At 41.8% G+C, this 21753-nt stretch carries 13 protein-coding genes; 9 read left to right on the forward strand and 4 right to left on the reverse strand.

Annotation, left to right across the window (positions count from 1 at the left end; translation table 11 throughout):
- The first annotated feature begins 50 nt into the window (after positions 1–50).
- Positions 51–3068: a tetratricopeptide repeat protein gene (locus tag AB3G73_RS14905; RefSeq protein WP_148365590.1), complete on the forward strand. Its 3018-nt coding sequence runs from the start codon at positions 51–53 to the stop codon at positions 3066–3068.
- A 20-nt stretch (positions 3069–3088) separates the two neighbouring features.
- The gene (locus AB3G73_RS14910; RefSeq protein ID WP_322019543.1) at positions 3089–4810 is read left to right on the forward strand and encodes a TonB-dependent receptor; all 1722 of its coding nucleotides are present in this window, start codon (positions 3089–3091) and stop codon (positions 4808–4810) included.
- A 101-nt stretch (positions 4811–4911) separates the two neighbouring features.
- Here AB3G73_RS14910 and AB3G73_RS14915 read toward each other — a convergent pair whose 3' ends face one another.
- Positions 4912–5811 (reverse strand): Rpn family recombination-promoting nuclease/putative transposase, encoded by a 900-nt coding sequence (locus tag AB3G73_RS14915; protein ID WP_143259277.1) that lies wholly within the window; start codon positions 5809–5811, stop codon positions 4912–4914.
- Between the two features lie 58 nt (positions 5812–5869).
- On the reverse strand, positions 5870–6475 hold the full coding sequence (locus AB3G73_RS14920) for a DNA-binding protein (RefSeq protein WP_148365593.1): 606 nt from the start codon (positions 6473–6475) through the stop codon (positions 5870–5872).
- 338 nt (positions 6476–6813) lie between these two features.
- Here AB3G73_RS14920 and topA point away from each other — a divergent pair, with 338 nt between their 5' ends.
- Positions 6814–9159 (forward strand): type I DNA topoisomerase, encoded by a 2346-nt coding sequence (gene topA / locus AB3G73_RS14925; protein ID WP_148365594.1) that lies wholly within the window; start codon positions 6814–6816, stop codon positions 9157–9159.
- Positions 9160–9233: 74 nt separating this feature from the next.
- Entirely contained in the window at positions 9234–11261 is a 2028-nt protein-coding gene (locus AB3G73_RS14930; RefSeq protein ID WP_367745178.1) for an LruC domain-containing protein, read from the forward strand.
- A 116-nt stretch (positions 11262–11377) separates the two neighbouring features.
- On the opposite strand, the gene argS is transcribed toward AB3G73_RS14930, so the two are convergent.
- Entirely contained in the window at positions 11378–13195 is a 1818-nt protein-coding gene (gene argS, locus AB3G73_RS14935) for an arginine--tRNA ligase (protein ID WP_259021674.1), read from the reverse strand.
- Between the two features lie 83 nt (positions 13196–13278).
- Complete coding sequence (locus AB3G73_RS14940) at positions 13279–13551, reverse strand: HU family DNA-binding protein (protein ID WP_004296482.1); 273 nt, start codon at positions 13549–13551, stop codon at positions 13279–13281.
- A 221-nt stretch (positions 13552–13772) separates the two neighbouring features.
- On the opposite strand from AB3G73_RS14940, the gene AB3G73_RS14945 reads away from it, so the two are divergent.
- The 5 genes from AB3G73_RS14945 (at position 13773) to secDF (ending at position 21726) form a co-directional block, all read left to right on the forward strand.
- Complete coding sequence (locus AB3G73_RS14945; protein WP_217721032.1) at positions 13773–14447, forward strand: rhomboid family intramembrane serine protease; 675 nt, start codon at positions 13773–13775, stop codon at positions 14445–14447.
- Entirely contained in the window at positions 14428–15333 is a 906-nt protein-coding gene (locus AB3G73_RS14950; RefSeq protein ID WP_195649337.1) for a rhomboid family intramembrane serine protease, read from the forward strand. Before AB3G73_RS14945 ends, AB3G73_RS14950 begins: the two co-directional genes overlap by 20 nt.
- Before the next feature lie 4 nt (positions 15334–15337).
- Positions 15338–16423 (forward strand): endonuclease/exonuclease/phosphatase family protein, encoded by a 1086-nt coding sequence (locus AB3G73_RS14955; RefSeq protein WP_217720963.1) that lies wholly within the window; start codon positions 15338–15340, stop codon positions 16421–16423.
- Between the two features lie 32 nt (positions 16424–16455).
- The gene (locus tag AB3G73_RS14960; RefSeq protein ID WP_148365843.1) at positions 16456–18540 is read left to right on the forward strand and encodes a M3 family metallopeptidase; all 2085 of its coding nucleotides are present in this window, start codon (positions 16456–16458) and stop codon (positions 18538–18540) included.
- Between the two features lie 165 nt (positions 18541–18705).
- Positions 18706–21726 (forward strand): protein translocase subunit SecDF, encoded by a 3021-nt coding sequence (secDF, locus tag AB3G73_RS14965; RefSeq protein ID WP_148365599.1) that lies wholly within the window; start codon positions 18706–18708, stop codon positions 21724–21726.
- The last annotated feature ends 27 nt before the right edge of the window (positions 21727–21753 follow it).

A 21753-nucleotide genomic window follows, 5' to 3' on the forward strand; every position in this document is an offset into this window, starting at 1 on the left:
TACAGAAACATATCCCCTTTCATTCTGTACTTTTGCATAAACACCCGATTATGAAAAAAGAAATTACTAGACTCATTTGTGCGGCTATCTGCTGCACTCCTATGATAGGATTTGCCCAGACAAGTGATAAGTTCACTTCGACCGACAACCTTTATAAAGAAGGGAAAGAACTTTTCCAGGAAAAAAATTATGCAGCCGCCCTACCGGCACTGAAAGCATTTGTAAAACAAAAGCCTGCCGCCAGCCTTCTTCAAGACGCTGAATACATGCTGGCCAGTTCCGCTTATGAACTGAAAGACAAGAACCGGATCGAAATCCTGCGCAAGTATCTCGACCGCTATCCTGACACTCCTTACGCCAACCGTATTTATGCACTATTAGCCTCCTGCTATTTCTATGAAGGAAAATACGACGAAGCACTGGCACTCTTCAACTCTGCCGACCTCGGTCTACTGGGTAATGAGGAACGGGATGACTGCACTTACCAATTGGCTACCTGTTATCTGAAAACCGATAATCTACGAGAAGCCGCAATTTGGTTTGAAACATTGCGCGCCAACAGTCCCAAATATGCTAAAGACTGTGATTATTATCTCTCTTATATCCGCTATACGCAAAAACGCTATAACGAAGCACTGAAAGGTTTCTTGCCGTTGCAGGACGATTCAAAATACAAGGCACTTGTCCCCTATTACATTGCCGAAATTTATGCACAGCTCCAAAACTATGATAAGGCACAGATTGTAGCACAAAACTATCTGTCGGCCTATCCAAATAATGAACATGCCGCAGAAATGTATCGCATTCTGGGAGATGCCTACTACCACTTCGGACAATATCACCAAGCTGTAGAAGCATTCAACAATTACCTGAACAAAGATCATTCGGCTCCACGTCGCGATGCTCTTTATATGTTAGGGCTCTCCTACTATCAGACGAAAGTCTATTCCAAAGCAGCCGAAACATTAGGCAAGGTTACAACTGCCAATGATGCCCTTACTCAAAACGCATACCTCCACATGGGGCTCTCTTATCTGCAACTGGCGGAAAAAAGCAAAGCCCGCATGGCTTTCGAACAGGCAGCCGCCTCCAGTGCCAATATGCAAATCAAGGAACAGGCAGCTTACAATTACGCTCTTTGCCTGCATGAAACTTCCTTCTCCGCTTTCGGCGAATCCGTCACTGCCTTCGAAAAGTTCCTGAATGAATTTCCGACTTCTCCTTACGCTGAAAAAGTCAGCAGCTATTTGGTAGAAGTTTACATGAATACCCGCAGTTATGATGCAGCCCTGAAATCCATCGACCGGATTGCCAAACCAAGTGCACAAATATTGGAAGCCAAACAAAAAATCCTGTTCCAACTAGGTACACAAGCATTTGCCAATGCTGATTTCACACAGGCTATTAAATATCTGAATCAATCCATCGCCATCGGACAATACAACCGGCAGACCAAAGCAGACGCTTACTACTGGTGCGGCGAATCTTACTATCGCCTTAACCGAATGACGGAAGCAACCCGTGACTTCAACGCTTACCTGCAACTCACCACCCAGCCCAATAACGAAATGTACGCACTTGCCAACTACAACTTAGGGTATATCGCTTTCCACCGCAAAGACTATACACAGGCAAGTAACTACTTTCAGAAATATATTCAACTGGAAAAAGGTGAAAATACAACCGCACTTGCCGATGCCTATAACCGTATCGGCGACTGCTACCTGCATGTACGCAGCTTCGAAGAGGCCAAACATTACTACTCACAAGCGGAACAAATGAATACTTCTTCCGGCGACTATTCTTTCTATCAACTCGCTCTCGTATCGGGATTACAGAAAGACTATTCCGGCAAAATCACTTTATTAAACCGACTGGTGGGTAAATATCCTTCTTCTCCTTATGCAGTAAATGCCATTTATGAGAAAGGACGTTCTTATGTCCTGATGGATAACAACAATCAAGCCATTACCTCTTTTAAAGAATTACTGAACAAATACCCCGAAAGCCCTGTCAGCCGGAAAGCCGCTGCAGAAATCGGATTATTGTACTATCAGAAAGGAGACTACAATCAGGCTATCGGAGCTTACAAGGAAGTGATCGAGAAATATCCGGGCAGCGAAGAAGCCCGCCTTGCCATGCGTGACTTGAAATCTATTTATGTAGACCTGAACCGCATCGACGAATTTGCAGCTTTAGCAAATGCCATGCCGGGACATATCCGTTTCGATGCCAATGAACAAGACTCACTTACGTATGCCGCTGCAGAAAAGATTTATATAAAAGGCCGGATGGAAGAAGCCAAAACAAGTTTCAACAAATACTTGCAGACTTTCCCGGAAGGTGCTTTCAGTCTGAATGCGCATTATTACCTCTGCCTGATTGGTAACGAACAGAAGAATTACGATATGGTACTTCTCCATTCCGATAAGTTATTGGAATATCCTAACAACCCATTTGCAGAAGAAGCGCTAATCTTGCGTGCCGAAGTGCAGTTCAACCAACAAAACATGGCTGAAGCATTGGCTAGCTATAAAATGCTGAAAGAAAAAGCAACTAGCGTAGAACGTCGCCAACTTGCCGAAACAGGTATTTTGCGTTGCGCCTTCCTGTTGAGAGATGATATAGAAACCATCCATGCAGCTACTGACCTACTTGCAGAAGCCAAACTAAGTCCGGAGTTAAGGAACGAAGCTCTTTATTACCGTGCTAAAGCCTACGCCAAGCAAAAGGCTGACAAAAAAGCACTGGAAGACTACCGTGAACTGGCTAAAGATACGCGTAACTCTTATGGTGCCGAAGCAAAATATCAGGTTGCACAATCACTTTACGATGCAAAAGAATATGCCGCTGCAGAGAAAGAGTTGCTCAACTATATAGAACAGAGCACACCTCATGCTTATTGGCTGGCACGTAGTTTTGTCCTTCTGTCTGATGTTTACCACGCTACGGGTAAAGATCTGGATGCACGTCAGTATCTGTTAAGTTTGCAACAGAATTACCAGGGTAATGACGATATTCAAAGTATGATTGAAAGCAGACTTCATAAATTGAAAGTTGAGAATTGAGAATTAAAAAATAGAAAAGTATGAAACGATCTTATTATATAATAGGAGGACTCGCATTGGCAATCTCAATGCCATCCTGCCTTCAAGCCCAAACTACCCAACCGAAGGATACGACAATGAACCGCACGGTCGTTGTGGAACAAGAATATAACCCGGACATTATGGATGCTTCGAAAGTGAACGTCCTGCCTAAAGTAGAAGAACCGACAGTGAGTAAGAAAGAGGTGGAATATGCTACGACATTCTTTCCGGCTACTTCTGTTCCGGCAGGTCTGATGCGTCCCTATACCGGAAAAGAAATTCAGCCAGGCACTACTCCCGGATATGTACGTGCCGGATATGGCAATTATGGCAATTTGGATGTTCTTGCCAATTATCTATTCCGCCTGTCGAAGAAAGATAAGCTGAATGTACGTTTCCAAATGGATGGGATGGATGGTAAGTTAACTCTTCCTTTCACAGATGGAGAGAAATGGAACGCTTTCTACTACCGCACACGTGCTAATGTGGATTATACGCATCAATTCGATCAATTGGATTTAAATATTGCCGGAAACTTCGGATTGAGCAACTTCAACTTCCAACCGGAAAGCGTAAACAGCAAGCAGAAATTCACATCCGGTGACTTTCATGCAGGCATTCATTTCATTGATGAGACTGCACCACTGCATTTCAATGCAGAAACAAATCTGTTGATGTATGAACGTCAGCATAATATGTTCAATGAATCTGAAGCCAATACAGGTATCAAGGAGACAATCATACGTACCAAAGGCGATGTCACGGGAGCTATCGGCGACCAACAATCAATAACTATCGCTTTGGAAATGAACAATCTTCTCTACAGCGGATATACAAAGAATGTTTCCACCGGAGATGAATATTTCAAGAACTACACAACGCTTCTTTTAAATCCATATTATGAACTGGATAATGATGACTGGAAACTGCATATCGGAGCCAATGTAGATTTATCTTTCGGATTTGACAAGTCTTTCCGTATCTCACCCGATATCACTGCACAGTATATTTTTTCTGACAGCTACATTGTTTATGCAAAAGCAACTGGCGGTAAGCAACTGAATGATTTCCGCAGATTAGAAAACATCTGTCCTTACGGTGAACTGCCGGAGGCAAATACCACTGCTACTTTGGGATATGTACAACGTCCTTATGATACTTACGAGCAAATCAACGGTAGTATCGGATTCAAAGCAAGCCCTTATCCGGGACTTTGGTTCAACGTGTTCGGTGGTTATCAAAATCTAAAGAACGACTTATCTTATTTAGGTTTTGACCCGAGTAATATTCATTCAGGCTCTTATCTTACTTTTGCTCAAGATAATACAGATAATCTCTACCTTGGCGGTGAAATCAGTTACGATTACAAAGATATCCTCGGAATATCAGCTAAATACACTTATCATAATTGGGACAGCAAAACAGAGGAATATCTGTTGGCTGTGAAACCCGTCAGTGAAATGTCTTTCAATGTACGTATTCATCCGATCTCTGCTCTTAACATAAATCTGGGCTATGATTACATCAGCCGGAAAGAAGTGAAAGAATATGCAAAAATGACCGCAATTAATGATTTGCATATCGGAGCCAGCTATAATGTATTCAAAGGAGTATCCGTTTATGCGCAAGTACATAACCTGCTGAATAAGAAATATCAATATTATTTGGGTTATCCTACAGAAGGATTCAACTTCTTAGGAGGATTGAGTTTCCGGTTCTAAATTAATGAAAGGGGCGTTTCCATTTCCGGATAACGCCCCTTCTCAAAAACTTAAACTTCAATTATTCCGTTGTCTCCACCACAAATCCGCCACCAATAGATTTATAAGCCTTGTATTTCTTCTACCGACAGACCTGTTATCTGTGAAATAGTATTAATAGGAATATTCAAAATCTTCATATTACGTGCTGTTTCTTTTTTTTCTTCCGCACGACCTTCTGCACGACCTTCCGCACGACCTTCCGCACGTTCTGTTAATATATTATCTTTCAATATTACAATATTATCCAAATGACGATAATATGCTTCAAGTTCGGTTTTCGTCATTTTATCAAGTTTCAATCGTTCACGAGCCTCCGTCAAACCGGGAGCAGTAGCACTATCAGGAATATCACCTGTATTCAGATAGCCAATCCATTCTTCCAACGGGCTCTTGGCAACCTGATTAAAGTCATTCACCTTTAGTATATAATATTCAGGATAAAGCTGGCTGACAGCATCGACCTTAAACGTCTGTTTTTGGAACGGAGTCAACTCCAGTACATCATTCTGATGAATCCCTCTGAATTCCGTTTTACCATGATATACTATATCCTTTCCATTGCCTAATGAAAAATAGACAATATTGACGCTATACACTTTACGTACTTTATCATAACCTTCTCCACGATTGATGTACTCGGTCACCAATTTAGAAGTACCAAACAACATACGTTGGAAATAAGCATACTCATTGTTATTCTGAACTTCAATCAGAATAAGTTCTCCTTTAGAGTTCTCCGCAAGCATATCAACACGATTATACTTATCAAACTCATCTTCTTGATTACCCTCACTTTCCAACAATTTCTGAATGACAATCTTTTCATTGAGAAGAGTAGTCAGAAAGCCTTCAAGAACTGCAAAATTGGCTTTATTACGCAATAAGCGTTTCATAGCCCAATCGAAACGAATATAATTACTGGCCATAGGTTCGTCTCCTTTCCCATTTTCTTTTTTCATGCAAACAAAGGTAAGCAGAAAATGTTTAATATCAAGTATATATATCCGATAAAATGGTTCATCCAGCCTTAATATATACGACCGAACGTCCTGAACCATATTTTTTCAAAATTCCTTTTTCAATAAATGCATTAATATCCTGCAATGCCTGTGTTTTTGTCTTTCCAACAAGTAAGGCATAATCCTGCCGGTTAATACATGGATTCTTTTCCAAGAATTTATTAAGTCGCTGCAAGCACTTTTCTTCTGCCAATAGATTCTTCACACGAAAAGGCGAATGATAACGTTGTAATACCAATTCAGTCTCAATATCCTTCTTAAACTGACGGTTGATTCTCAAATTAATATCTTTAAGAGATACTGACGGTGAACGCAAGTCTTTTGAATCAGTCACTTCTTTGTTCACACTCAAAGAAAGAGTAAAATAGCCAATATCACCCAATTCAACGGAAAATCCCTTCAAAAGCAAATGTCTCAATTCTTTCGAAATAGCTTCTATGACACCCACCACTTGTGCATGAGGCATATGCTGAAATGCAGTCACTTGTTCTACAAATTCTTCGGCTGTATAACTTCCCTTCAAAACGACACGTGCATGCAAAGGTTGTTCTTCCCCACTTTTTGTGAGATCGGGAGTCTCATAAAGATCATAATTTACACTCATTATCTATTAGTATTTCATTAGGAAAGATTAAACTCCACTTCCCTATTATTAATTATTTATCATGCTATTGAATCTTCGTTCGACTTAAGTCAAGCGATAGTTTTAGTTAAGTCAAGCGATAGTTCAACTTAAGTCAAACGAAAACCAACTTACTAATGAGACAAATGTACGTAGAATATAGAGAAACTAACCTATACCAATTGATATTTTATTTCCTGCAATAAAATGTAAATCTTAAGATTTTATTAAATTCTCCTTATATTATAAGGTAGGGAGAATCTTTTTTTTTACTTTTGTCCCCGAATATTGTGGTACAAGCCATTATAAAAGAAAGAATTATGCAGAAAAACCTTGTCATTGTCGAGTCTCCGGCAAAAGCAAAAACGATTGAAAAGTTTCTTGGGAAAGATTTTAAAGTCCTTTCTAGTTACGGACATATACGTGATCTGAAGAAAAAAGAATTCAGCATCGACGTAGAGAAGAATTTTACACCCAGCTACGAAATTCCGGCAGACAAAAAGGCTCTGGTTAACACGCTGAAGACAGAAGCTAAAGACGCAGAAACCGTATGGCTCGCATCCGATGAGGACCGCGAAGGAGAAGCGATTGCCTGGCATCTTTATGAGGTCTTAAAACTAAAACCGGAAAACACAAAACGAATCGTATTTCATGAAATTACGAAAAGCGCTATCTTAAAAGCGATTGAACAACCACGAGACATAGACCTCAATCTCGTAAATGCACAGCAAGCACGACGGATTCTGGACCGTATCGTAGGTTTCGAACTCTCTCCCGTGCTTTGGAGAAAAGTGAAACCGGCACTTTCTGCCGGACGTGTTCAGTCAGTTGCTGTCCGCCTGATCGTTGAACGTGAACGTGAAATACATGCTTTCCAAACGGAAGCTGCTTATCGTATCACTGCCGTATTCCTCGTTCCGGACACGGACGGAAAACTGGTGGAAATGAAAGCTGAACTGGCTCGCCGTATCAAAACAAAAGAAGAAGCAAAAGCTTTCCTCAACGCATGTCAGGGAGCAAGCTTTGCCATCGACGATATCACTACCCGCCCGGTCAAGAAAACACCTCCTGCTCCGTTCACAACATCTACGTTGCAACAGGAAGCCGCACGTAAACTGGGATATACCGTAGCGCAGACCATGATGCTCGCGCAACGCTTATACGAATCGGGATTCATCACTTATATGCGTACGGACTCTGTCAACCTCTCGGAATTTGCGACAGCAGGCAGTAAAGACGCTATCATTAAAATGATGGGCGACCGTTACGTACATCCCCGCCATTTCGAAACAAAGACTAAGGGTGCACAAGAAGCGCATGAGGCCATCCGTCCTACCTATATGGAAAACCAGTCCATTGAAGGAACAGCACAGGAAAAGAAACTGTACGACTTGATATGGAAACGTACCATTGCCTCACAAATGGCAGATGCGGAACTGGAAAAAACAACTGCTACCATAACAATAAGTGGCAGCAGCGATGTATTTACAGCCATCGGTGAAGTGATTAAGTTTGACGGATTCCTGCGTGTATACCGTGAATCTTATGACGATGACAACGAACAGGAAGATGAGAGCCACCTGCTTCCTCCTCTGAAAAAAGGCCAGAAGTTGGAACACGGCCCTATCACCGCAACAGAACGTTTCACCCAACGTCCTCCACGCTATACGGAAGCAAGTCTTGTACGCAAGTTGGAAGAACTGGGTATCGGACGTCCGTCTACGTATGCACCTACTATCTCTACCATCCAGCAACGCGAATATGTGGAAAAAGGTAATAAAGACGGGGAAGAACGGCAGTTTAATGTCATGACATTGAAAGATCGTCAGATTAAGGATGAAAACCATACTGAAATTACCGGTGCAGAAAAGGCGAAGTTATTCCCGACAGACACCGGCACTGTGGTAAATGATTTCCTTACCGAATATTTCCCGGACATTCTGGATTTCAACTTTACCGCCAGCGTAGAAAAGGAATTTGACGAGATTGCAGAAGGAGAAGTGAAATGGACTTCTATCATGAAGAATTTCTATGATAAGTTCCATCCGTCTGTAGAAAACACATTGGCTATCAAGACGGAACATAAAGTAGGCGAACGTATTCTGGGAGAAGAACCGGGAACAGGTAAGACTGTTTCTGTTAAGATTGGTCGCTTCGGTCCTGTTGTACAGATTGGTACTGTAGAAGATGAAGAAAAACCACGCTTTGCACAAATGAAAAAAGGTCAATCCATGGAAACCATCACTTTGGAAGATGCACTGGAATTATTCAAATTACCTCGTACACTGGGCGAATATGAAGGAAAATCAGTCAGTGTAGGCGTAGGCCGTTTCGGTCCGTATGTCCTGCATAATAAGGTATATGTATCGCTCCCGAAAACACTTGACCCGATGGAAATTACTTTGGAAGAGGCAGAACAGTTGATTCTGGAGAAACGCCAGAAGGAAGCGGAACGCCACATCAAGACGTTTGAAGAGGAGCCGGAACTTGAGATTCTGAATGGACGTTACGGACCTTATATTACCTATAAGGGTTCCAATTATAAAATACCTAAAGATATCGTCCCGCAGGATTTGAGTTTGGCTAGCTGTTTGGAACTCATCAAATTGCAAGATGAAAAAGGACCAGCGACCACAAAAAAAGGACGATTCGCAAAAAAGAAATAAAAAAAAACAGAAAAAGAGCAAATTATATAATTAAATGTATATATTTGCTCTTTATCTATTTAATACACAAACTTATGAAGCAAACAAATTTAAAGTATTTAATGATAGGAGCACTTATCATATCTTCCATCAGTTGCATGGACAAAGAGCGTGACTTATCCTGGGAGAGAAGACATATGCCAAAAGAAGCATACTTCGACTTCAACATGACCCAAGCTGTTGCTTTGGATATTGATTATTGTTTTAAAAGCGAAAATTATCGTGTCCTTTTTGATGTTTACGATCAAGATCCCATTGAATACTCAACTGACGGCACCGCGTCCAAAAAAGACATAGAGCCTATCTACCGCGCAGTTACAGATGAAGATGGCAAATTCAGCGGGGAGATGAATAATATCTCGGCGGACATCTCGGAAGTATGGTTATCATCGGATTATTTAGCTACCGTATCTCCTCTTAAACTAACGATTGACGAGAGTCATCGGCTTTTATTTAATCAAGATGCATATATCGCTGCCTTACGTTCACAAACGGCATCAAAAACCAGAGGAGTAACCACGAACCAACATACCTATCTAAAAGAATGGAATGTTCTTCCCGATGCAGACTGGGATGACAGAGGAAGACCAACCAACCTGGAACCTAAAATAAATATACCGCCGGCAGACGTACTATACAACATCAAGTATGTTTTCCGAAAGGTTACAGTCAAAGATGAAAACGGTAAAAACAAGGTTATGAACATCAGTCAGAATTATACGGAGTTTTTTGATGGTACCATTAAAATGACTTCAGATATTCCAATTGTTAACCCGACCGAAGTGAGCCTCGTATTTATAACCAGCTCTGCTGCATGGTACAATACAGTTGGATATTATACCTATCCGACCGATAATCCGCCCCAGAGCGCAAGTGATATAAAACAAATAATCGCATTTCCAAACACCTCTCCTATTTACAAGACTTTAGGAGCAGGAGCATTAGTGTGTGGCGAAGAAATAAAACTCAAATATTGGAATGAAGCTACACAAGAATACGAGGACAAATTTCCCGCCGGAGTCACAATTGGCTGGTGCCTGCAAGGTATGGGATTCAAGAGCAAACTCACCTCAGAAACAGATAAAGACAAAGTGGGTGATATTATAAAAGGTATGGGAGCACGCTACTCCACCAGGAATCTAAACACGAATAATACACAAAGAACCGTATCTCTCCGTGATTCCAAGTCCGGGCAGATTGTAGCGGTAGGATTTGAAGATAATACTGACTTTGATTATGCAGATGCCATATTCTATATTCATACGTCAGAAAAGAATGCGATTGACCCGACATTGCCTTCACTGCCTGAGAACCCCGAAGCAATCCCTGAGCAATATAAAATTTCTTATTCCGGCACACTGGCTTTTGAAGATTTATGGCCTAAGTTAGGTGATTACGATATGAATGACGTAATGGTAAAGTACACCAGTACCATGACCCGAAACGCTCTCGACAATCGCATTTACGAAATAGAAGACAAGTTTATCTCACAGCACTGTGGAGGTTATCTGCAAAACGGATTTGGATATCAATTCCACAAGCTCTCAAACAGCAATGTCAAGAGTGTAAAAATAACGGGGCCTGATGCCAATGGTTTATCAAGTTCTATATACATGGAAGGAAAAGAAACAGAGCCTGGACAGTCTCACCCAACCATTTTGTTGTATGACGACATGACCAAATTCAAAAACGTCACTGATGAATCAAAGAAAGAATATACTGTAACCATCACGCTTGATGGAGCCAGTGAGAAAGATGTGGTACCTCCTTACAATCCGTTTATCTTCATCAGTTCCAATGAGGGTAGAGGCAAAGAATTACATCTGATAAATTACCCCCCGACTGACAAAGCCGACTTATCAATACTGGGAACCGGAAAAGACATCTACAGACCGGAAGAAGGGATGTATTATGTTTCAGCAGACTTGATGCCGTTTGCTATCAATATGCCGGTAAGTAATCTCCCGGTTCCGGAGGAAGGGAAACGAATCGATCAATCATATCCTAAGTTCGCAGGATGGGTATCATCGAATGGAAAACAAAATAAAGATTGGTACAAATAAAGATTAATACGATTTAAATAAGAGCAGGCCGGATATTGGATGGGGAGAATAAAACATGCGGGGTTCCTTTTATATAAAAGAAACCCCGCAAAAGTATATTTTATTCAGAGAAAGTCTTACATCCTGGAAGGAACCTCGATACCCAGTAAATTCATTCCTAAGCGAATGACTTTAGCCACATTAGCAGACAGAGCGATACGGAATACTTTCACCGCTTCATTCTCTTCGCGCAGAATACTATAGTCATGATAGAACTGATTGTATTCTTTCACCAAGTCATAAGTATAATTGGCAATAATAGACGGGCTGTAATCTTCACCGGCTTGTTTTACAACAGCAGCAAAGTCGGCAACCATCTGAATCAACCCTTCTTCCTTCTCACTCAATTCAATACCAGCCGGAATCTGTTCAGGAATTGTGATACCTGATTCGGCAGCTTTCCGAAGTACAGACTGGATACGTGCGTAGGTGTATTGGATAAACGGACCTGTATTACCATTGAAGTCGATAGATTCTTTCGGATTGAATGTCATATTCTTACGGGCATCGACTTTCAGAATGAAATATTTCAATGCTCCCAGCCCCACAATACGGGCAATATCATCAGCTTCTTCCTGCGTCAAACCATCCAGTTTTCCAAGTTCTTGTGAAGTTTCTTTAGCAGTGGCAATCATTTCCTCCATCAAGTCGTCAGCATCAACTACCGTACCCTCACGGGATTTCATCTTACCTTCCGGCAGTTCCACCATTCCGTAAGAGAAGTGTACCAGACTCTTACCCCATTCGAAACCAAGTTTATCGAGCAAGATAGAAAGCACCTGGAAGTGATAGTTCTGTTCGTTACCTACTACATAAATCATCTTATTAATCGGGTAATCGGCAAAACGAAGTTTAGCCGTACCGATATCCTGTGTCATATAAACAGAAGTACCGTCACCACGGAGAAGGAGTTTATGATCCAGTCCTTCGGCAGTCAGGTCGGCCCATACGGAACCGTCTTCTTTCTTGTAGAAGAAACCTTTTTCCAGACCTTCCATAACCTTTTCTTTTCCTTCGAGGTAAGTATTGGATTCATAATAGATCTTATCGAAGCTGACACCCATCTTCTTGTAGGTTTCGTCGAATCCGGCATATACCCAATTGTTCATCATTTCCCACAATCCGCGTACTTCCGGATCACCGGCTTCCCACTTCACCAGCATTTCGCGGGCTTCCTGCATCAACGGAGATTCAGCTTCAGCCTTTGCCTTCGCCTCATCATCACTCATTCCCTGCGCTGTAAATTTAGCCATCAGCTCCTTTACTTCCGCTTTATAATGCTTATCGAAAGATACATAATAATCGCCTACCAGATGGTCACCCTTCTTACCCGAAGTTTCAGGAGTTTCACCGTTTCCGTATTTCTTCCATGCCAGCATGGACTTACAGATGTGGATACCACGGTCGTTTACAATATTTGTTTTGACTACCTTATTGCCGTTTGCCGCTACAATGTTAGCCAATGCGTTGCCTAAAAGGTTATTACGCACGTGTCCCAAGTGAAGCGGTTTGTTTGTATTCGGAGAAGAATACTCAATCATCACCAATGGAGAAGCATCAGTAACCTGCACCAAGCCGTACTGTTCATCTGCCTGGATTTCGTTCAGCAACTCAATCCATGTAGCCGATGCAATAGTCAGGTTCAAGAAGCCTTTTATCACATTAAACGCTGCTACAGCCGGATCGTTTACCTTCAGATATTCACCAATTTCCTGTGCCGTTTGTTCCGGTCCTTTTTTTGACATCTTCAGGAAAGGAAATACCACCAACGTCAAATGTCCTTCAAATTCTTTCTTCGTTTTCTGCAACTGCACCATCTTTTCAGGGACTTCCTGACCGTAAAGTGCTTTGAGTCCGCTGATAACGGACGCTACAAGTTTATCTTCTATCTTCATAATCAAGTTATTTCTTGCGCGCAAAGATACAAAAAAAGGAGACGCATCACGTCTCCTCTCTTAATTTCTTTCAACTATCTATCTTATTCAACAGCTGCAGATAATTCAGCACCAGCTTTAAATTTAGCTACTTTCTTAGCAGGAATAGTAATAGTTGCCTTTGTAGAAGGGTTAATACCAGTTCTTTCAGCTCTTTCGCTTACTGAGAAAGTACCAAAACCTACGAGAGATACTTTGTCACCAGCTTTCATAGCGTTAGTAACTGAAGTGATGAAAGCATCAAGTGCTTTTTTTGCATCGGCTTTGCTCATTTGAGCTTCGGCAGCCATTGCACTAATAAGATCAGACTTATTCATAATACGTAAAATGATTAATTAATATATATGTTACACAAAAGATTATCCCACAATGGATTGATTTCACAAATATAGCCGAACAAAACAACATATCAAATAAAAACATAAAAAAAACGCAGCAAATTATTGAAAAAGAGCTAATAGGAAGCATTTTTCATGCTTTAAAACAGAATTTATTCGTACTTTTGCGTCTATTATCTAAATATTCAGAAATTAAAATGATGCCAACTGTAACTAAAAACCTGATAATTATCAATGTACTAGTATTTTTCGGAACAATCGTAGCCCAACGTTACGGTCTGGATTTAACGAATTATCTGGGATTACATTTTTTCCTTGCAAGTGACTTTAATCCGGCGCAGCTAATCACTTATATGTTCATGCACGGCGGATTCAGCCACATTTTCTTTAATATGTTTGCCGTTTTTATGTTCGGACCGATTCTCGAACAAACCTGGGGCCCCAAACGTTTCCTCTTCTACTATATTCTATGCGGTATCGGTGCGGGACTTATTCAAGAAGGAGTACAGTATATTCAATATGTAACGGAACTTAGTCACTACGCACAAGTGAATATAGGTACAGGCGTTATCCCAATGGAAGAGTATCTGAACATGATGACTACCGTAGGTGCTTCGGGAGCCGTTTACGCCATATTGCTGGCATTCGGTATGTTATTTCCCAATAACCGGTTGTTTATCTTCCCGCTGCCTTTTCCTATCAAAGCGAAGTTCTTCGTTATAGGATATGCCGCAATTGAATTATGGTCAGGACTTGCCAATAGTGCCGGAGACAATGTCGCTCACTTTGCACATTTGGGAGGAATGCTGTTCGGATTGATCCTGATTTTGTACTGGAGAAAAAAAAGCAATAACAATGGGACATATCATAGCTGATTTAAAGGAGACATTCAGAAGAGGAAATATTTTTATCCAACTGATTTATATCAACGTAGGCATCTTTGTAATCGGCACGTTGATCAACGTTTTCTTGCGACTGTTTGAAGTAAGCACCCCCGATATATTCGGTATATTTGCCCTGCCGGCATCCTTTATCGGATTTATTCATCAGCCGTGGTCGTTATTTACTTATATGTTTATGCATGCCGGCATCCTGCATATTCTATTCAATATGCTTTGGCTGTATTGGTTCGGAAGTTTGTTTCTCTACTTTTTCTCGGCAAAACATTTAAGAGGTTTATACGTACTGGGAGGTATTTGTGGAGGGTTGCTGTATATGGTTGCCTACAATGTATTTCCTTTATTCAGCTCGCAAGTAGCGGGGGCAACATTAGTAGGAGCATCGGCCTCCGTGTTAGCCATCGTAGCTGCCACAGCTTATCGTGAGCCTAATTACAGGGTACAACTTTTTCTTTTCGGTGCCATCCGTCTCAAATACCTGGCACTGATCGTTATCGGAATTGATGTATTGTCCATTACCTCAAGCAATGCCGGAGGACATATCGCCCACTTAGGCGGTGCCCTTGCAGGACTTTGGTTTGCCGCCAGCCTAAGCAAAGGAACTGATTTAACTTCCTGGATCAACTGGATTCTGGATGGTTTCATCTCCCTGTTTCAGAAAAAAACATGGAAACGGAAACCGAAAATGAAAGTACACTATGGCAACAGTGCTACCGGTCGTGAGAAGGATTATGATTACAACGCTCAAAAGAAAGCACAGTCTGATGAAGTAGACCGTATCCTGGAAAAACTAAAAAAATCCGGTTACGACAGTCTGACAACAGAAGAAAAGAAAAGCTTGTTCGACGCAAGCAAAAGATAAAAGAATGGAACATATTGGCAAATTTGTCACATATTTGATACTTGCTGTCAACGCTCTCTTTGTGGGAACGTTGATATTAAGTGCTTATAGCCCTTACCTTAACCCGAAAATAAATCCACTTGCCTCCAGTCTGGGACTTGCATTTCCGATATTCCTGACTATTAATCTAATTTTTATCGGTTTCTGGGCATTCGTCAATTACCGCTATGCTCTTTTGCCCGCCATTGGCCTTCTCATTTGTATTCCACAGATACGGACTTATATCCCTTTCAACTCCACCACTAAAACTATTCCGGAAGGAAGCATCAAAATCCTGTCGTACAATGTAATGAGTTTCAGCAATCTGGAGAAGAAAGGCGGAAAGAACCCGATATTGTCTTATCTTGCAGATAGCAATGCCGATATTATCTGTCTGCAAGAATATAACACTGCTACCAACAAAAAGTATCTGACAGAACAGGATGTAAAAAAAGCATTGAAGGCCTATCCTTACCAATCCATCCACCAGCAAGGAAAAGGAGATGTTCAGCTTGCCTGTTTCTCCAAATTCCCTATACTTTCGACACATCCTATCGAATATAAAAGCAATTATAACGGTTCCATGAGATATGTACTGAATGTGAATAACGACACTCTTACATTAATCAACAATCATCTGGAATCTAACAAACTCACCAAAGAAGACAGAGGGATTTATGAAGATATGATTAAAGACCCGAATGCCAGGAAAGTAAAAACCGGACTCAGACAGTTAATAAGAAAACTAGCGGAAGCATCGGCCATTCGGGCTTCACAAGCAGATTCCGTGGCGAGAGTCATTGCCGAAAGTAAATACCCGACAACCATCGTATGCGGTGATTTCAACGATGGTTCCATTTCGTACACACACCGCATCCTAACTCAAGAGCTGGACGACGCATTCACACAATCCGGCAAAGGTCTGGGGATCTCCTACAATCTGAACAAGTTCTATTTCCGCATAGACAACATCTTGATCAGTCCCAACCTGAAGGCCTACAATTGCACCGTAGACCGGTCTATCAAGGCATCAGACCATTACCCGATCTGGTGCTATATCAGTAAACGATGAGAACTGAAAACTCTAATAAAAAAACACTTATGATGATTAAAAAGACACTAACCATTTTAGCAGTAAGTTGTATGATGTACTCCTGTGCTACGAAAACAGAAAGCAATCCTTTCTTTACAGAGTTTCAAACCGAGTATGGTGTTCCTTCTTTTGACAAGATTGAATTAGAGCACTATGAACCTGCCTTTTTAAAAGGTATAGAAGAACAAAATCAAAACATCGAAGCCATCATCGAAAGTCCGGAAATTCCGACATTCGAAAATACGATTGTAGCTTTAGATAACAGCGCACCTATCTTAGACCGGGTAAGCGCCATTTTCTTCAATATGACAGATGCGGAAACTACTGATTCGCTGACCGCACTTTCCATCAAACTGGCACCGGTTCTTTCGGAACATAATGATAATATCTCCCTGAATGGGAAACTATTCAAACGGGTGAACGATGTCTACCAAAAGAAAGATTCATTGAATCTGACGTCGGAGCAAGAACGTCTGCTGGACAAGACTTATAAAAGATTTGTCCGTTCCGGAGCAAACCTTAGCGAAAAAGATCAAGCTCGCCTCCGCGAAATCAACAAGGAGCTTTCTACACTTGGTATCACTTTCAGCAACAATGTGTTGAATGAGAATAATGCTTTCCAACTTTTCGTTGACAAGGAAGAAGATCTGGCAGGATTGCCTGAATGGTTCCGCCAAAGTGCCGCTGAAGAAGCGAAAGCAGCCGGACAACCGGGAAAATGGCTGTTCACCTTGCACAACGCCAGCCGTCTGCCTTTCCTGCAATATTCAGAAAATCGCCCTCTCCGGGAGCAAATATACAAAGCCTATATCAACCGCGGCAACAACAACGATGGAAATGACAACAAGGAAAATATCCGCAAAATCGTTTCTCTCCGCCTGGAAAAAGCGAACTTATTAGGTTTCGACTGTTACGCAAACTTCGTCCTGGATGAAACCATGGCAAAGAACGCCAGCAACGTAATGAACCTTCTGAACAATCTATGGAGCTATGCACTCCCCAAAGCGAAAGCAGAAGCTGGCGAACTCCAAAAGTTAATGGACAAGGAAGGAAAAGGAGAAAAGTTGGAAGCATGGGACTGGTGGTATTACACCGAAAAATTGCGGAAAGAAAAATACAATCTGTCAGAAGAAGATACAAAACCTTACTTCAAACTGGAAAATGTACGCGATGGTGCTTTCGCCGTAGCCAACAAATTATATGGCATCACCCTAAGCAAACTGGAAGGCATACCGACTTATCACCCGGATGTAGAAGTCTTTGAGGTGAAAGATGCAGACGGATCCCAGCTCGGTATCTTCTATGTAGACTATTTCCCACGTTCCGGGAAAAGCGGGGGTGCATGGATGAGCAACTACCGTGAGCAATGTGGAACAACCCGTCCGTTGGTATGCAATGTTTGTAGTTTTACCAAGCCGGTAGGCGACACTCCTTCTTTATTGACCATGGATGAAGTGGAAACCTTGTTCCACGAATTTGGTCACGCCCTGCACGGACTGCTGACCAAATGTGAATACAAAGGAACATCAGGAACCAATGTGGTACGTGACTTTGTAGAACTTCCTTCTCAAATCAACGAGCACTGGGCGACTGAACCGGAAGTGCTGAAAATGTATGCCAAACATTATCAGACAGGAGAAGTGATACCCGACGAAATCATCGAGAAGATACTGCAACAGAAAACTTTCAACCAGGGCTTCATGACCACCGAATTACTGGCTGCCGCCATCCTCGACATGAACCTGCACACGATGACAGATGTAAAGAATCTGGATATGCTTGCATTCGAAAAAGAAGCGATGGACAAGCTTAATTTGATTCCCGAAATAGCACCGCGTTATCGTGTGACTTACTTCAACCATATCATTGGCGGATACGCGGCCGGATACTATAGCTACCTATGGGCCAACGTATTGGACAATGATGCTTTCGAAGCTTTCAAAGAACACGGAATCTTTGATAAAAACACCGCCGACCTGTTCCGCCATAACGTATTGGAGAAGGGAGACAGCGAAGACCCGATGGTGCTTTATAAAAATTTCCGTGGAACGGAACCAAGCCTGGAACCACTACTGAAAAACAGAGGAATGAAATAATTCAGCAAAAAAGCCCTTAAACATCAAATATTTGAGGGCTTCTTACATATAAATGTGAAAAAAAAACTATATTTGCAGCCTTGTATACGGCAAAAAGAACTTGTGTACGACAGAATTTAACTGAAAATTAAATTAAAAAAGTAATCATCATAAATTAAAAGTAAAATGCAAAACAAAGGATTTGTAAAGGTTTTTGCGGTACTACTCACATTGGTATGTTTGTTCTACCTTTCCTTCTCCTTCGTAACACGCCATTATACCAACAAGGCGAAAGAAGTTGCGAACGGTGACCCGAAAGTGGAACAAGACTACCTCGACTCTCTCTCCAATGAGAAAGTATGGTTGGGTAACTGGACGCTGAAACAATGTCGTGAGATGGAGATTAGTTTAGGTTTGGACCTAAAGGGTGGTATGAACGTTATCCTTGAAGTATCTGTACCTGATGTTATCAAAGCACTGGCTGACAACAAGCCGGATGAAGCTTTCAACAATGCATTGGCAGAAGCTGCAAAACAGGCTGTCAACAGCCAGGACGATATCATCACCCTGTTTGTTAGAGAATATCACAAAGCTGCTCCTAACGCAAAACTTTCCGAACTCTTCGCAACACAACAGTTGAAAGACAAAGTTAACCAAAAATCATCGGATGCAGAAGTTGAAAAAGTATTGAGAACAGAAGTAAAAGCTGCTGTTGAGAACTCATATAACGTACTTCGTACCCGTATCGACCGTTTCGGTGTTGTTCAGCCGAATATCCAGAGCCTGGAAGACAAAATGGGGCGTATCATGGTGGAATTGCCGGGTATCAAAGAGCCGGAACGTGTGAGAAAACTTCTCCAAGGTTCTGCTAACCTGGAATTCTGGGAAACTTATACAGCTAAAGAAGTTCTTCCTGCCATGCAATCTGCAGACGCTAAATTGCGCGCTATATTGGCACAGGAGACAGATGTAGACTCTGCCGCTGTAGATTCTTCCAAAGAAGCTCCGCTTGCAGAAGCTACTCCGGCCAAGAAAAGCGTAAGTGCTGCCGACAGTCTTGCTGCTGCCCTGAAAGGAGATGCAGTTGCTGAAGAGAATTCAACAGCCAACCTGGCAGAAATTAAAAAGCAATATCCTCTGCTGGCTATCCTGCAATTGAACTCTAGCGGACAAGGTCCTGTCATCGGTTACGCTAACTACAAAGATACTGCTGATATCAACAAATATCTGGCTATGCCGGAAGTTAAAGCAGAACTCCCGAAAGACCTTCGTCTGAAATGGGGTGTTTCTCCTTCTGAATTTGACAAGAAAGGACAGACTTTCGAATTATATGCTATCAAGTCTACCGAACGTAACGGCAAAGCTCCGTTGGAAGGCGATGTAGTAACAGATGCGAAAGACGAATTCGACCAATACAGCAAACCGGCTGTCAGCATGACAATGAACTCTGACGGTGCACGTCGTTGGGCACAGTTGACCAAACAGAACATCGGTCGTTCTATTGCTATCGTTCTTGATAACTATGTATATTCTGCACCAAACGTAAACTCTGAAATCACAGGTGGACGTTCACAGATTACAGGTCATTTTACCCCTGAACAAGCAAAAGACTTGGCAAACGTATTGAAATCAGGTAAGATGCCGGCTCCGGCTCACATCGTACAGGAAGATATCGTTGGTCCGTCATTGGGTCAAGAATCTATCAATGCAGGTGTATTCTCATTCGTAGTGGCTCTGATTCTGTTGATGATCTATATGTGTATGATGTACGGCTTCATACCGGGTATGATTGCCAATGGTGCATTGTTCCTGAACTTCTTCTTCGTATTAGGTGTCCTCTCCTCCTTCCAGGCAGCATTGACAATGTCCGGTATTGCCGGTATGGTGTTGTCACTAGGTATGGCAGTGGATGCGAACGTACTTATCTACGAACGTACAAAAGAAGAACTTCGTGCGGGTAAAGGTGTGAAGAAAGCACTTGCTGACGGTTATTCCAACGCATTCTCCGCTATCTTCGACTCGAACCTGACATCCATCATCACAGGTATCATTCTGTTTAACTTCGGTACCGGTCCGATCCGTGGTTTTGCCACGACATTGATTATCGGTATTCTGGTATCCTTCTTCACCGCTGTGTTCATGACTCGTATAGTTTACGAACACTTCATGAACAAGGACAAACTGTTGAACCTTACATTCACAACCCCTGTTTCAAGAAATTTGATGACCAACACACGTTTTGATTTTATGGGAACAAACAAAAAATCCCTTATCATCACTGTAGCCATCATCCTCGTTTGTATCGGTTCATTTGCCATGCGTGGTTTAAGTCAGAGTATCGACTTTACCGGTGGACGTAATTTCAAAGTACAATTCGAGAATCCGGTAGAACCCGAACAGATTCGTGAATTGATCTCCAGCAAGTTCGGTGATGCTAACGTTAGTGTTATCGCTATCGGTACAGACAAGAAAACTGTACGTATCAGTACCAACTACCGTATTGAAGATGCAGGAAACGATGTTGACTCTCAAATCGAAGCATACTTATATGAGACTTTGAAACCTGTGCTGACTCAAAACATCACTCTAGCTACCTTTATCGACCGTGATAATCACACAGGTGGTAGTATTGTAAGTTCTCAAAAAGTGGGTCCAAGTATCGCAGACGATATCAAGACAGGTGCTATTTATTCTGTAGTATTGGCATTGATCGCTATCGGTCTGTATATCTTAATCCGTTTCCGCAACATCGCATATAGTATTGGCTCTATCGTAGCTCTATCGTGCGATACCATCATGATTATCGGTGCTTACTCATTGTTATGGGGCATCGTTCCATTCTCACTGGAAATCGATCAAACATTCATTGGGGCTATCCTGACAGCTATCGGTTACTCTATCAATGACAAGGTGGTAATCTTCGACCGTGTGCGTGAGTTCTTCGGCCTGTATCCGAAACGTGACAAACGTCAGTTGTTCAACGATTCATTGAACACTACACTTGCACGTACTATCAATACATCATTAAGTACATTGATCGTATTGCTGTGTATCTTCATCCTTGGCGGTGATTCAATCCGCAGCTTTGCATTCGCAATGATCTTGGGTGTTGTTATCGGTACATTGTCATCACTGTTCATTGCATCTCCGATTGCATACAACATGATGAAGAACAAAAAAGTTGTACCAGTAACTACGGAAGAATAATAAATTCCAGAAATAGAAAAAGCCTCT

It is taken from the genome of Bacteroides sp. L008 (genome assembly GCF_040812255.1).
In the GTDB taxonomy this organism is placed as follows: Bacteria; Bacteroidota; Bacteroidia; order Bacteroidales; family Bacteroidaceae; genus Bacteroides; species Bacteroides vicugnae.